The organism is Chlorobaculum parvum NCIB 8327 (assembly GCF_000020505.1).
GTDB lineage: Bacteria > Bacteroidota > Chlorobiia > Chlorobiales > Chlorobiaceae > Chlorobaculum > Chlorobaculum parvum_A.
This window is the reverse complement of sequence record NC_011027.1, coordinates 428,448-442,939: the sequence shown is the minus strand read 5'-3', so window position 1 is coordinate 442,939 and position 14,492 is coordinate 428,448. Positions and strand designations below refer to the sequence as shown.

At 58.3% G+C, this 14,492-nt stretch carries 9 protein-coding genes; 5 read left to right on the top strand and 4 right to left on the bottom strand.

Annotated elements, in window-relative coordinates:
- Positions 1-55: 55 nt before the first annotated feature.
- The 3 genes from CPAR_RS02115 to CPAR_RS02105 are packed head-to-tail and all read left to right on the top strand — an operon-like array spanning position 56 to position 4,986.
- Complete coding sequence (locus tag CPAR_RS02115; protein WP_012501666.1) at positions 56-3,010, top strand: M16 family metallopeptidase; 2,955 nt, start codon at positions 56-58, stop codon at positions 3,008-3,010.
- A 16-nt stretch (positions 3,011-3,026) separates the two neighbouring features.
- Positions 3,027-4,178: an LptF/LptG family permease gene (locus CPAR_RS02110; RefSeq protein WP_012501665.1), complete on the top strand. Its 1,152-nt coding sequence runs from the start codon at positions 3,027-3,029 to the stop codon at positions 4,176-4,178.
- A gap of 4 nt (positions 4,179-4,182) precedes the next feature.
- Positions 4,183-4,986, top strand: coding sequence for an SAM hydrolase/SAM-dependent halogenase family protein (locus CPAR_RS02105; protein ID WP_012501664.1), 804 nt, complete (start codon positions 4,183-4,185; stop codon positions 4,984-4,986).
- 158 nt (positions 4,987-5,144) lie between these two features.
- On the opposite strand, the gene CPAR_RS02100 is transcribed toward CPAR_RS02105, so the two are convergent.
- The 3 genes from CPAR_RS02100 to clpP all read right to left on the bottom strand — a co-directional run bounded on the left by CPAR_RS02100 (position 5,145) and on the right by clpP (position 9,693).
- Positions 5,145-6,044: a sigma-70 family RNA polymerase sigma factor gene (locus tag CPAR_RS02100; protein WP_012501663.1), complete on the bottom strand. Its 900-nt coding sequence runs from the start codon at positions 6,042-6,044 to the stop codon at positions 5,145-5,147.
- A gap of 175 nt (positions 6,045-6,219) precedes the next feature.
- Positions 6,220-8,928, bottom strand: a complete 2,709-nt coding sequence (locus tag CPAR_RS02095; protein ID WP_012501662.1) for a valine--tRNA ligase — start codon at positions 8,926-8,928, stop codon at positions 6,220-6,222.
- Positions 8,929-9,015: 87 nt separating this feature from the next.
- Positions 9,016-9,693: an ATP-dependent Clp endopeptidase proteolytic subunit ClpP gene (gene clpP, locus CPAR_RS02090; protein ID WP_012501661.1), complete on the bottom strand. Its 678-nt coding sequence runs from the start codon at positions 9,691-9,693 to the stop codon at positions 9,016-9,018.
- Between the two features lie 240 nt (positions 9,694-9,933).
- On the opposite strand from clpP, the gene thyX reads away from it, so the two are divergent.
- Positions 9,934-10,596 (top strand): FAD-dependent thymidylate synthase, encoded by a 663-nt coding sequence (gene thyX, locus CPAR_RS02085; RefSeq protein WP_012501660.1) that lies wholly within the window; start codon positions 9,934-9,936, stop codon positions 10,594-10,596.
- A 169-nt stretch (positions 10,597-10,765) separates the two neighbouring features.
- On the opposite strand, the gene accD is transcribed toward thyX, so the two are convergent.
- Positions 10,766-11,605 carry an acetyl-CoA carboxylase, carboxyltransferase subunit beta gene (gene accD / locus CPAR_RS02080; RefSeq protein ID WP_012501659.1) on the bottom strand — a complete coding sequence of 280 codons (840 nt, stop codon included), beginning with the start codon at positions 11,603-11,605 and terminating at the stop codon, positions 10,766-10,768.
- A gap of 270 nt (positions 11,606-11,875) precedes the next feature.
- On the opposite strand from accD, the gene CPAR_RS02075 reads away from it, so the two are divergent.
- Positions 11,876-14,488: a BamA/TamA family outer membrane protein gene (locus CPAR_RS02075; RefSeq protein ID WP_041466239.1), complete on the top strand. Its 2,613-nt coding sequence runs from the start codon at positions 11,876-11,878 to the stop codon at positions 14,486-14,488.
- Positions 14,489-14,492: the final 4 nt, after the last annotated feature.

Sequence of the window (14,492 nt, the reverse complement as noted above, 5' to 3'; positions counted from 1 at the left end):
TTGTTTGAACCGGAACGAGCGACGGACTGATCTTTACTGAATACGATGAGAACCTATGTTCAACAGCTCTTTTCTGAAATCCACGGGCAAGATGCTCGCCATCGGCGCGGCGTTGCTCCATCTCATTTCCTGTACCTCCATGACGACTGAACACACAACGACCCAGAGCAAGCAGTATCCATACACCACCGTGCCCGGCGATTCTCTGCACACGCGGATTTACACCCTGAAGAACGGCCTCACGGTGTACATGAGCCCCTACCACGACGAGCCGAGAATCTACACCTCCATCGCCGTGCGCGCGGGCAGCAAGAACGACCCCGCCGAAACCACCGGACTGGCGCACTACCTCGAACACATGCTCTTCAAGGGCACAGACTCCATCGGCTCGCTCGACTACGCAAAGGAGCACACGGAGCTTGAAAAGATCATCGAGCTGTACGAAAAGTACCGCGCCACCAGCGATCCGGAGCGCCGTGCGGCGATCTACCGCGACATCGACAGCCTCTCGAACGTGGCCGCGCAGTACACCGTACCGAACGAGTACGACAAGTTGCTCAACTCCATCGGCGCGAAGGGTACCAACGCCTACACCTGGGTGGAGCAAACCGTCTACATCAACGACATTCCGTCCAACGAGCTCGACCGCTGGCTCACCATCGAGGCCGAGCGCTTCCGCAATCCGGTGATGCGCCTGTTCCACACGGAGCTGGAAACGGTGTACGAAGAGAAGAACATGACGATGGACAGCGACAGCCGCAAGCTCTGGGAGGAGCTGTTCGAGGGGCTGTTCACGAAGCACACCTACGGCACGCAGACCACCATCGGCCTGGCGGAGCACCTGAAAAAGCCGTCGATCAAGAACGTCATCAACTACTACCGCTCGTGGTATGTGCCGAACAACATGGCGATCTGCATCGCGGGTGACTTCGATCCTGACGAAACGATCCGCATGATCGACCAGAAGTTCTCGAAGCTCGAACCGAAAGCGGTTCCCGAGTTCGTGCCGCCGGTCGAACCAGCCATCGCTGCGCCGGTCATCAAGACCGTCACCGGCCCGGAGGCCGAAGAGCTGGTGCTTGGCTTCAGGTTTGGCGGAGCCGATTCGGACGACGCCGACATGCTGACGCTGATCGACAAAATCCTCTACAACCAGACCGCAGGCCTGATCGACCTGAACCTCAACCAGCAACAAAAGGTGCTGGAAGGCGGCTCGATGCTGGTGCTGATGAAGGACTACTCGACGCACATTCTCAGCGCCAAGCCCCGCGACGGCCAGAGCCTCGACGAGGTCAGGGAGCTGCTGCTCGAACAGCTCGACCTTGTCAAAAAGGGCGAATTCCCCGACTGGCTGCTCCAGGCCGTCATCAACGACCTGAAGCTTGAAGATCTGAAAGCGCTCGAATCGAACCGTGGCCGCTCGGAAGCGTTCGTCGATGCCTTCGTCTGGGGCATGGATTGGCAGCGATACGTCAACCGTTTCGCGCGTCTCGAATCGATCACCAAAGAACAGCTCGTCGAGTTCGCGAAAAAGCACTACGGCTCGAACTACGTGGCGGTGTACAAAAAGCATGGCGAGCGCAAAAGTGAAGGCAAAATCCAGAAACCCCCGATCACGCCGATCAAGGTAAACCGCGACCGCTCGTCGGCCTTCGCCGAACAGTTGCTGTCGAAAAAAAGCAAGGAGCTGAAACCCGATTTCCTCGATTTCAAAAAGGACATCGGCTACTACGACCTGACGCCGGAAATCAGGCTGCACACCGTGCCGAACCGGGAAAACGAGATGTACAACCTCTACTTCCTGTTCGACACCGGCTCGAACCAGAACCGGAAAATCGACACGGCGCTCGACTACCTCTCCTACCTCGGCACCTCGCGGCTCACGCCCGCCGAGTTCAGTCAGGAGCTGTACCGCCTCGGCGCGGAGTTCACCGTGCTGACCGCCGACGACCGCGTCTATCTGAAGCTCTCGGGACTGAGGGAGAACTTCCCGCAGGCGATTGCGCTGCTCGACGAGCTGCTTGCCGACGCCCAGCCGGATGCTCCCGCGCTGGAGAAGCTCAAGGAGGGCATTCGCAAGGAGCGGGCGGACGACAAGCTCGCGAAGCGCAAAATCCTCTTCGAGGCGATGGTGAGCTACGGCAAGTACGGGCCAAAATCGCCCTTCACCAACGTATTGAGCGAAGAAGAGCTCGAACGCCTCACGCCCGAAGAGCTGATCGCCGAAATCAAGCGTTTCATGAGCTACCGCCACCGGGTACTCTACTACGGCCCGGACTCGCCGGAAATTCTCATGAAAGAGCTGCGCACCATGAGCCACTTCGGCCAACAGTTCCAGCCAGTGCCCGAATCCGAACCCTTCACGGAGCTGGAGACTGCGAAAAACCGCGTTTACGTGGTCGATTACGATATGAACCAGGCCGAAATCATCATGCTCTCGCGCGGCGAAACCTATGATGCCTCAATGGTGCCGCTCATCACGCTCTTCAACGAATACTACGGCGGCGGCATGTCTTCAGTAGTGTTCCAGGAGATGCGCGAAGCCAAGGCGCTCGCCTACTCGGTCTTTTCGGTCTATCGCCAACCGAAGGAGAAGAACAAGCACAGCTACATCTTCAGCTACATCGGCACGCAGGCTGACAAGCTGCCCGAGGCGCTCGAAGGCTTCGGCGAGCTGATGCAGAAGCTCCCTGAATCGCCGGAGCTGTTCGCCTCGGCCAAGGCGGGCATCGACCAGAAAATCCGCACGGAGCACATCACCAAAGCCGACATCCTCTTCTCGCTCGAAGAGATGCGCAAGCTCGGGCTCAATTACGACATCCGGAAAGATGTGTTCCGCGAGGTGCCCGGCATGACGTTCGAGGATATCGAGAAGTTCCATGAAACCCGCCTCAGGAACAAGCCGCACACCATGCTCGTGCTCGGCAAAAAAAACAACCTCGACCTTGAAACGCTCGGCAAGTACGGCGAGGTCAGCTTCCTGACGCTCGAGGAGATTTTCGGCTACTGAGCGGGGAACCTGCCGGATGAGTGCGCAACAGGACAAACAAAACACGGACAGCCACGGGAAAACAAACCTGCGGCTGCCCGGCCTCGGCAAGCTGTCGATCATCGACCGCTACATCATCCGGCAATTTCTGACCATCTTTTTCTTCTCGCTGGCCAGCTTTGCCGCGCTCTTCATCATCATCAACCTTATCGAAAACCTCGACAGGTTCATGAGCCGGCAGATTCCGGTCGGCCAGATCATCATTTACTATCTGAGCGGCCTGCCGGACACCTTTCTCTTGACCAGTCCGCTGAGCGTGCTGCTCGCCTCGCTCTTCGTCACCGGCAAGCTCTCGATGCAGAGCGAACTTCCGGCACTCAAGGCGGCGGGCATGAGCCTGTCGCGCCTGATGAAGCCGTTTCTGCTCGCCACCTTTTTCATCACCGCGTTCAATCTGGTGAACTCCTGCTTCATCACCCCAGCGATGTACGACCTGTCCAAAGGGTACGAAAAGCGCTATCTGAAAAGTCAGAAAGAACAGCAGGAAGAGGCTGTGCACATCAGGGAGTCGAAAAACCGCATCCTGACTGTTGGTCAGATCAACCGGGATCGGCAGAGCGCCGTTTCGGTTTCGCTTGAAACCTTCGACGGCAGTCGGTTGGCTTCGCGCCTTGACGCCGACTCGCTTCGGATCAGCTCGAACGGCAGGCATTGGGTGTTCTACAACACGAAACAGCGAACGTTCGTCAATGGCCGTGAAACGCTCGTCGCCAATCCGGGCGCGGACACCCTCAAGTTGGCACTGGCGAAAAACACCTTCACGATGATCGACGCCGACCCGGACGAGATGAACCTCGTGCAGCATCTCGCTTTCATCGCCCAAAAGAAACGCTCAGGCCTTCCGGGCCTCGAACGCGCCGAAGTCGAGCTGCAAACCAAGATCGCTCTGCCGCTGGCCAGCATGCTCATCGTGCTGATCGGCGTGCCGCTCTCCACGCGCAAAAAGCGTAGCGGGCTGGCGCTCGAAGCGGCCACCAGCCTGCTCATCGGGCTCTTCTATCTCGGCATGCTCAAAACCATCGGCAGCCTCGGTTACGACGGTCTGATAAACCCCGTGCTTGCCGCCTGGCTGCCCAACCTGCTCATTCTTCTGGCCGGTGCGCTTCTGTACCGGTCGGCAAACAACTGACGCCATGCACCAGCCACCCGTCATCGCGCTCATGACCGATTTCGGCCTCGAAGACGCCTTCGTCGGCGTGATGAAAGGGGTTATCGCCACCATCTGCCGCAACGCGCAAGTGATCGATCTGACTCACTCGATCAGCGCCCAGAACGTCCGGCAAGCAGCCTTTCACCTCGACCGCTCCATCGATTACTTCCCGGACGGCACGATCTTTATCTGCGTCGTCGATCCCGGCGTCGGCACCACCCGCCGAGCTATCGGCATCGAAGCGGGGCCATACCGATTCATCGCACCGGACAACGGCCTGCTCACCCCGATCTTCGAGCGCTGGCCGGATGCCAAATGCCACGAGCTGACGAACGCGAACTACCAGTTCGCCAACCCGAGCGCCACCTTCCACGGCCGCGATCTCTTCACCCCAGCCGCCGCCCACCTCGCCGCCGGAGTCCCGCTGGAGGATTTCGGCCCGGCGATTGACGTCGCGGAATGCGCAAGGATCGAGCTCTGGCAAAACAAACCGTTCGATGATGGAAAAGGATGGACAGGGGAAATCATCGCTACCGACCACTTCGGCAACCTCATCACCTCCTTTGAAGCCGAGATGCTTGCGGATAGGGGGAACTGGATGGTTACGGTTGCAAACGCTGAGCCGCTGCCAATCCTCCGAACCTACGGCGAAGTCGAGCAGGGCAAACCACTCGCCTACATCGGCAGCAGCGGAATGATCGAGATTGCGATACGGAACGGCAATACAAAAGCGGAGCTGGGAATTGGCGAGGGGGGCTGGTGGAGATCAGACGGGGTTGATGTGTAGGGGCAGTTTGGGAAAAAGCGCCCACCATGCGTCCCTCCAATTCCCTCAACTATCCATTGTCAACTGTCAACTATCAATTCTTCCCTTCACTCCATAAAACACCAAAGCCGGCGAAACTACCACCGGCTTTGATGAATTTGTCTGTCTCGAACTGGAAATCAGCTTCCGATGTACTCCTTGAGCACCTCTTTGTAGGCGGACTGACGCAGGCGACGGATCGCTTTTTCCTTGATCTGGCGGACGCGCTCGCGGGTGAGTTTGAACTTTTCACCGATCTCTTCGAGGGTCAGCGGGTTTTCCATGCCGATGCCGAAGTAGGAGCGGATGACGTCGGCCTCTCTCGGGGCAAGCACAGAAAGCGAGCGCTCGACTTCGAGGGTGAGCGAATCGCGATTCAGCGTGTGGTCGGGCATGTGGCCGTCGTTCTGCAACACGTCGAGCAGGCGGTTGTCGTCACCCTGCGCGAATGGCGCATCGACCGAAACATGGCGTCCGGCGATCTTGAGGGTATCGGCCACATCCTGCGAGTCCATGTCGAGCAAATTGGCAAGCTCCTTGGTGTTCGGATCACGCTCGTACTCCTGCTCAAGCTGGCTGTAGGCCTTGCTGATCTTGTTCAGCGTGCCCACACGGTTGAGCGGCAGACGCACAATCCTCGACTGCTCAGCAAGTGCCTGCAGAATCGACTGCCGAATCCACCACACAGCGTAAGAGATAAACTTGAAGCCGCGGGTTTCGTCGAAGCGCTTGGCCGCCTTGATCAGCCCGAGGTTCCCCTCGTTGATCAGGTCGCCGAGGGTCAGGCCCTGGTTCTGGTATTGCTTGGCCACCGAAACAACGAACCGGAGGTTACCCTTGATCAGCTTGTCGAGCGCACGCTTGGCGCGTTTGTACTCGACGGTATCAACCGGCATGTCATAGCCTTCCTTGATGGCCATCGTAAGCTTCACCTCGTCTTCGGCCGTCAAAAGATCGTACTTGCCGATCTCCTGGAGGTAACGGTCGAGGGAGAGGCTCTCCCTGTTGGTAATCTGTTTACTGATCTTCAATTGCCTCATGGAATAAGTTCCTCGTTCGAACTTCGCGACACTGTCAGGTGCACTGAACGCTACGGCCTGTCAGTCGGATTACAGCCATCGACCGCAGCAGCGGCTCTCCGGACAAACGAGTTCAAACTCGGAATATCTGAAAAAAATCGGACTTTTTTTGACTCAAGCCTGAAAAAACGCTGTTTTACTGACTCAGCACTTCAAGGTTCTCCTGAAGCTTACGAACCAGCGTACGCGACTCTTCAAGCTTTTCCCTCTCTTTTTCAACGACCTCGGCTGGAGCGTTGGATACAAATTTCTCGTTTGAAAGTTTTTTCTCCAACGATCCGATGTAGGCTGTCACCTTCGAGATCTCTTTCTGCAAGCGGGATTTTTCTTTGTCGAACGATATTAACCCTTCCAGACGAATAAAAAGTTCATTGCCATCCACCACTGATGCGGCTGAATGGGCCGGTCGCTCGACCGTTTCGCCAAGTTCCACATCGCACTTCGTCAGAGCCGGGAAAATACTGCGGCCGGCTTCAAACGCCGCAAGCGCTTCGGGCGATGCGACTCGGACGACCGCCTGCGCGCGCAAGTCATGCGGCACGTTAAAGGCCGAGCGGAGGCTGCGGATTTCCGAAACCATGTTACGCACGAGGTCAAACGCGGCGGCATCTTCTGCCGTCCACGACGCATCGGGTTTCGGCATGGTTTCCCTGGCGATGGTCTGCTCCGTGCCGCGCGGCGCGATGGCGTGCCAGATTTCATCGGTGATGAATGGCATGACCGGATGCAGCGCCTTGAGCACTCCTTCGAGCACTGAAACCGCCAGGCAGACCGCGTGGCGTCCACGCTCTTCGGAGGTTTCACCCGCCAGCTCGCTTTTGAGCGCCTCGACGTACCAGTCGCAGTAGTCGCCCCAGAAGAACTCGTGCACGATCTTCACCATGTCGTTCACCTTGAAGTTCGCCATCGCCTGGTGGTAGCGTTCGAGCATGGCGTTGTAGCGCGACATCAGCCAGAGCCCGGCGGAGGACATCAGCTCGCGCTGAGGCGTGAAGTTCGTGAAGGCATCGACGAACTCTTCGCTGGTGGCGAAAAGCTTTTCGCGCTGCATGAAGACGAAGCGCGAGGCGTTCCAGATTTTGGTGGCGAAATTGCGGCCGAGCTCGCACTTCTCCTCGCCAAAGAGCACATCCTGGCCGAGAGGGGCGATATAGACAATCGTGAAGCGCAGGGCGTCGGTGCCGTAGGTGTCGATCACCTTGAGCGGGTCGGGCGAGTTGCCAAGCGACTTGGAGAGCTTGCGCCCCTTCATGTCGCGGATGATGCTGGTGAAGTAGACGTCGCGGAACGGCACGTCGCCCTTGAAGTGCAGCCCGGCCATAATCATGCGGGCCACCCAGAAAAAGATGATGTCCGGGCCGGTCACCAGCGTGTCGGTTGGGTAGAAGGCGCGGAGGTCGTCGTTGTCGCTGTGCAGGCCCGTCCAGCCGAGCGTGGTCAACGGCCAGAGCCAGGACGAGAACCAGGTGTCGAGCACATCCTCCTCCTGCACGAGCTTGTCGGTGCCTGCGAGGTGACACGCCTCGTCGTAGGAGGCGGCGACCCAGACGTTGCCCTTATCGTCGTACCAGGCCGGAATGCGGTGGCCCCACCAGAGCTGGCGGGAGATGCACCAGTCCTGAATATTCTCCATCCAGTGGCGGTAGGTGTTGATCCAGTGCTCCGGATGGAAGCGGATTTCGCCGTCGTTGACCGCCTTCAGCGCCGGTTCGGCGAGCGGCTGCATCTTGACGAACCACTGCTCGGAGAGGTACGGTTCGACAACCACGTCGGCGCGTTCGGAGTAGCCCACGTTGTGCTCGTACTCCTCCGATTTGACCAGATGGCCCAGCTCTTCGAGATCGGCAACGATCTTGTCGCGGGCCTCGAAGCGATCCATCCCCGCATAGCCGCACTCATCGGTCATGCGGGCATCCTTGCCGATCACCGAGAAGACCGGCAGATTGTGACGCTTGGCCACCTCGTAGTCGTTCGGATCGTGCGCCGGGGTGATCTTCAGCGCGCCGGTTCCGAACTCGATATCGACGTAGTCATCGGCAATGATCGGCACGTGGCGTCCGGCAATCGGCACAACCACCAGCTCGCCGATGAGATCGGCATAGCGCTCATCGTTCGGATTGACCGCGATGGCCACGTCGGCCAAGATCGTCTCGGGACGCACCGTGGCGATGGTGATCGAGCGCGACGGATCCTTGGCGAGCGGGTAGCTCACATAGACCAGCTTGTCGCGCCGCGACTTCATGATGACCTCTTCGTCCGACAACGCCGTCTGCGACACCGGGCACCAGTTGATGATGCGGCGGCCACGGTAGATCAGCCCTTCGCGGTAGAGCGCCACGAAAGTATTGATGACCGCTTCGGAGGCGCGCTCATCCATCGTGAAGAGGTTGCGCCGCCAGTCGCACGAAATGCCGAGCTTGCGGAGCTGGCGCAGAATCAGGCCGCCGTACTCCTCGCGCCACTCCCACACCTTGTCGAGAAAATCGCGCCGACCGAGATCGTGGCGCGTGACGCCCTCCTTGCGCAGCTTCTTCTCCACCACGGTCTGCGTCGCGATGCCAGCGTGGTCGGTGCCGGGCAGCCACAGCGCCTCCTTGCCGCCCATGCGGGCGTAGCGGATGAAGATGTCCTGAAGCGTGTGGTTCAGCACGTGGCCCAGCGTCAGGCTGCCGGTCACGTTCGGCGGCGGCATCAGCACCGTGTAGGGCGTCGCCCCCTCCTGCACCCGCGAGTGTTCGGCGTGGAAAGTGCCGAGCGCCTCCCAGTGCGCGCTTCTCCAACGCTCTTCTACTTCGTGGTGGTTATAGGTTTTGTCAAGATTCTGCGCAGCGGAATGGTCACTCATGAGTATCGTGCAAAGCGAATTTAAAGGTGACGGGCGCCACCCCTCTTCGATAAAGGATGACGCCCGAAATGTTGATCAGAAAACCGTTCAGCCGGCGTTTTCCGGAGCCGGACGTTTTTCGAAAATCTGGTCGATCAGTCCGTACTCCTTGGCCTCGGTGGCGTTCATCCAGCGGTCGCGCTCGGAATCCTCGCGAATGGTCTTGACATTCTGGCCGGTGTGCTTGGCGAGCAGATCTTCGAGCAGGTGGCGGATCTTCTCGATCTCGCGGGCCTGAATGAGAATGTCGGTCTCCTGACCCTGCGCGCCGCCCGAAGGCTGGTGAATCATGATGCGCGAGTGCGGAAGCGAAGCGCGCTTGCCTGCCGTTCCACTGGCAAGCAGGAATGCGCCCATACTGGCCGCCATGCCGACGCAAACCGTCGAGATGTCGGGACGGATGTACTGCATCGTGTCGTAGATGCCGAGACCTGCCGATACGCTTCCGCCGGGCGAGTTGACGTAGATGTAGATGTCGCGCTCCGGGTCTTCCGATTCGAGGAAGATGAGCTGCGCCATGATCAGCCCCGCAACGTGCTCGTCAATGGGAGAACCGAGGAAGATGATGCGCTCACGCAGAAGGCGGGAAAAGATGTCGAACGCACGCTCGCCGCGTCCCGAGGTCTCGATAACCATCGGCACGAGCTGGTTGTTGATGCTGTTTTCAATCGCTCCGGAGTAGAGCTTCTTGGCGTGATGATTGAAACCGAAATTGATGTTAGCCATATGCTTCAAACTTTTTTTGCGGAAACCGGCGATAAGGCCCCCGTGTGTTACAGCTTCGCAGAAATCCTTGCCAGATCGTAACGAAGCCCTGCAAAAGATCACCTAAAATACAGAGACGAAACAAGAATTCCTGAAATCCGGTTCCGCTTTCCTTAAATTAATAAAACAGCACCTCCGTCGCCTCTCCGACTTTTGGTATATTGAACGCTTCATACCACCACTCAAGACCGCCAAATAGCCATGCAGGTACGCCTCATTTCCGTCACCAATCCGCTCATCGAAATCGACGACCGCCAGCTTACCCCCGAAGGCCTTATGGCCTACTGCGCGAGGGTTTCGAGCCCGCATCAGGAGACGCCGGACTACGAGAAGCTGCTCTCCTACTGCATTGACAAGAAGCACTGGAGCGTGTTCGAGATGGTTGACATGACCGTCGAAATCACCACCTCCCGTGCCATCTCCCCGCAGATTCTCCGGCACCGGAGCTTCTGCTTCCAGGAGTTCTCGCAGCGCTATGCCAAAGCGCAGACGACCGAAAAGTACCAGCCGAGGCGGCAGGATACGAAGAACCGGCAGAACTCGCTGGACGATCTCGACGAAGCAACCGTGGCATGGTTCGACGAAGCGCAGGAGAAGATTGCGAAGCTCGCATTCGACAGCTACGAAGAGGCGCTGGAGAAGGGCATTGCCAAGGAGAGCGCCCGCGTGCTGCTGCCGCTCGGCACGCAGACCCGGCTCTACATGAAAGGTTCCGTGCGAAGCTGGATTCACTACCTCGACGTCCGCACCGACCCGACCACCCAGAAAGAGCACCGCGACATCGCCGAAGCCATCAAATCGATTTTCATGGAACAGTTCCCGGTCATCAGCAAGGCAATGGGCTGGAAAACAGTTGAGAGTTGATAATGGATAGTTGACAATAGCAAGGACATCCCGACAAGTCGGGATGCCCTGAACATACCCGAGTATCATACATTTTCACTGTCCACTCAGTCCATTTCCCTCCTCAGCCCACAAAAAAAAGGGCGGTTCACAAACCGCCCTTGAAGAACACTATCCGATACCACTCCGTTTACCCCCGCAGGTGCTTGAACAGCTTGATGAGCTGCAAGCGCAAGTCCTTGCGGTGAACGATCATATCGACGAAACCGTGCTCCTTGAGAAACTCGGCGCGCTGGAAGCCTTCGGGCAGGTCGCGCTTGATGGTATCGCGGATAACTCGCGGGCCGGCAAAGCCGATGAGCGCTTTCGGCTCGCTGATGTTCAGATCGCCAAGCATGGCATACGAAGCGCTGATGCCGCCCATCGTCGGATCGGTCATGAGCGAGATGAATGGAATGTTCCGTTCACCGAGTCGCGTCAGACGGGCTGAGGTCTTGGCCATCTGCATGAGGCTGAACGCGCCCTCCATCATGCGTGCGCCGCCGGATTGAGAAATCAATATGAGCGGTGCGTTCAATTCGACGCTCTTGTCAGCCGCCCGCGAAATCTTTTCACCTACCACCGAGCCCATCGAGCCGCCGATGAAACCGAAATCCATCGCGGAAATAACCGCAGCGGAACCACCCATCGAACCGGTAGCGTTCCGGCACGCTTCGCTCTTTCCCGATTTCTGCATCGTGTCGCGCACGCGATCGGGATACTTTTTCGTATCGACAAAGGTAAGCGGATCGGCAGCTCTGAGCTGGCCGTCGAATTCATCCCACGCCCCATCGTCGAACAGGAACGAGAAGTAGAGATCAGGACTGATTCGGAAGTGATGACCACACTCCGGGCAGGTGTAGAGGTGATCTTCGAGCTGTTTTTTGTGCAACGCAGCGCCGCATTCGTCGCATTTGGACCACAACCCTTCAGGGGTGTCGCGCTTGTCCGTTGTCTTGATGGAGGGTATCCCCCGTTTGAACCAGACCATTTTTATTATTACCACTAAAGAGTTTACTTTGGAATTCAAGATATAAACTCGCCACGACATCTCAAAAACAGGCTGCTGCCGGAGTCTCCTGTGAACTGCAATCATCAACAGCACAAGCGCTTGAGCAGACGCCCGATTTTCATTGGGCTGGCCCTGCTGCTGTCGATCGTGCTCGAGCTCATCCCGGCCGGACGCGCCAGCGCCGAGCCTGTGACCGTCTGGCCCGACACGCTTGCCACGCCCTGCCAGCGTTACGAAATATTACCAGCCATGCGCCCCCTGCGCAAAACCGTCGGACTCGCGCTCTCGGGTGGAGGAGCCAACGGCATTGCCCAGATCGGCGTGCTCAAAGCATTGGAAGAGGCGCAGGTGCCCATCGACCGCATCGCCGGCACCAGCATGGGTGCGCTGGTCGGTGGACTGTACAGTTCAGGCTACTCAGCCGCAGAGCTCGATTCGCTCGCCCACGCCCTGCCCTGGGAAAAACTGACGTCGCTCAATAGCGAAACGCCCAGAACCAACAGCTATCTGGAACAGAAAGCGATCCGTGACCGGGCCTCCATCGCCATCCGTTTTGAAAAATTCAAGCTCGTCGTGCCCAAATCGCTGAGCGCGGCCCAAACCTTCACCCGAACCATCGACCTGCTGGTGCTCAACGCACCGTACCACACCGGCAGCTCATTTTCCGATCTGCCGGTTTCGTTCAGAGCGGTCACGACTGATCTGCTCTCCGGCCGCCGGGTCACGCTCACCTCAGGGCCACTCTCGGAAGCGATGCGGGCCAGCAGCACGGTGCCGATCCTTAACCAGCCCATCGAGCGGGGCGGCCGGAGACTTGCCGACGGCGGTCTGGTGGCCAACCTGCCCATTGATGAGCTTGAAAACGCCGGGGCAGACTACAAGGTCGCCGTGGACACGCACGGCAGGATGTACACTGACAGCAGCGAACTCGACGTTCCCTGGAAGGCCGCCGACCAGGCCATGACCATTCTGACCCAGGTGCAGTACCCCCAGCAGCTCGAACAGGCCGACCTGGTCATCGCGCCCGACCTCGAAAACCACAAGGCGACCGATTTCTCAGACATCCCGGAACTGATCGACGCCGGCTACGCCAAAGGCCGCCTGCTCGCCCCCGTCATCAAACGGAGCATCCAGGTCGAGCCGAAGCACGACATCGCACTCTCCGGCTATCGCAAAACCATCGAAGGCATCCCGGCGACGGCAGCCTATCTCGAACAGGCCAGAACGGCCAACGCCATCGTACGCAGCGGAACCCACGCGAAAAAAATCCTGCAAGAACTTCTGGAAACCGGTCTGTTCAGCCGTGCCTGGACCAGAATCGATAAAAAAGCCGGAACCGCCGCTTTCGTACTTGAACCACTCCCCCGGCTTGAGCGGGTCGAACTCACCGGCGGCCCTTCGAATGCTGTTTCACAAAAAAAGATCGACCAGGCCTTCGAGCCAATCCTCGACCGGCTCTACACCAACGCCGTGGCGACCAGCGCACTTGAAAAGCTGATCCGCCTCTACCGGCAGCAAGGCTACAGCCTCGTCCAGATCGAGAACTGCTCGGTGAACGGCACAACTCTTGCCGTACAACTCTCATCCGGTAAAATCGAACAGGTTGAGGTCGAGCAGGACAAACATATCACCAAGCCGTTGCCCATCAAGCGCGAGATTGCAATCGATACCGACAGAGCCTTCCGCTACGCCGATGCTGAAAAGACGATCGACAATCTCTATGGTACCGGGGTCTTCAACAGGGTCTCCCTCGGCACCGAAACCCCGCAATCGCAAGGCTCGCCCTTCAGCAACACCCTCATGGTGCGGCTGGATGAAAAACCGGCCAATGTGCTTCGTATCGGCGTTCGTTACGACGAAACCTCCAACGCGCAGCTCCTGCTCGATTTCAGGAACGAAAATGTGCACGGGACAGGCAACTCCCTTGGCGCCTGGACCAAAATCGGACAGAAAAACAACCGCCTGAACCTCGAATACAACCAGCCGCGGATCGGCCATACGCCGCTGACCATGTTCACCAGGCTCTTTTTCGACCAGCGGGACATCGACACGCGCCAGCTGGCCTTTACCGAACAGCAGGGCTTGCAGGCAACCGGAGAGCCCCGTCAGCTTGGCATCCAGCGCTATGGCCTGACCGCCGCATTCGGCACGAGAGTCAGCAAAAACGGGCGCCTGACGGCCAACGTCACGCTCCAGAATGCGCAGTCGTATCTCAGGGACAATCTTTCGCAGTCTTATGAAACCGGCAATCTCAACCTGCTCTCGTTCGGCGGCCAGTTCACCTTCGACAATCGCGACAGTTCGTTCCTGCCTTCCGAGGGACGATATACCAACATCCGCTACTGCTCCACACCGGCCTATCTGAACAATCCCGAAGCGTTCTGGCAACTCGATGCTCAGCATGAAGAGAACCTCTCGATCGGCTCAGCAACCACGCTCCAGCTCTCGGCCCTGGCCGGCATCAGCAGCAAAAGCATTCCGCTGACCGAAAAGTTTTTCCTTGGCGGAACCGGCAACGCATACAGCTACCGGTTCATCGGATTGAAGGACAGCGACCTGATCGGTGAGAACATCGCCGTTCTCAGCGCCATGCTGCGCTACAAGTCGCCGGTGCAGCTGATCTTCCCGACCTCGTTCATCCTGGTCTACAACATCGGCAATGTGTGGGAGCAGCGCGCCGACATGTCGCTCGATGAACTGGTGCAAGGTGCAGGTGCGGGACTGGTGTGGGAAACGCCCCTCGGACCGGCGCAGTTTACGGTAGCCAGACCCTTCGCGTTTGAAAACGATGAAATCAACGACTCGGCGCGTATCGACTTTTCAGAAACGCTTTTCTACTTCAGCCTCGGACACGATTTTTGAACCT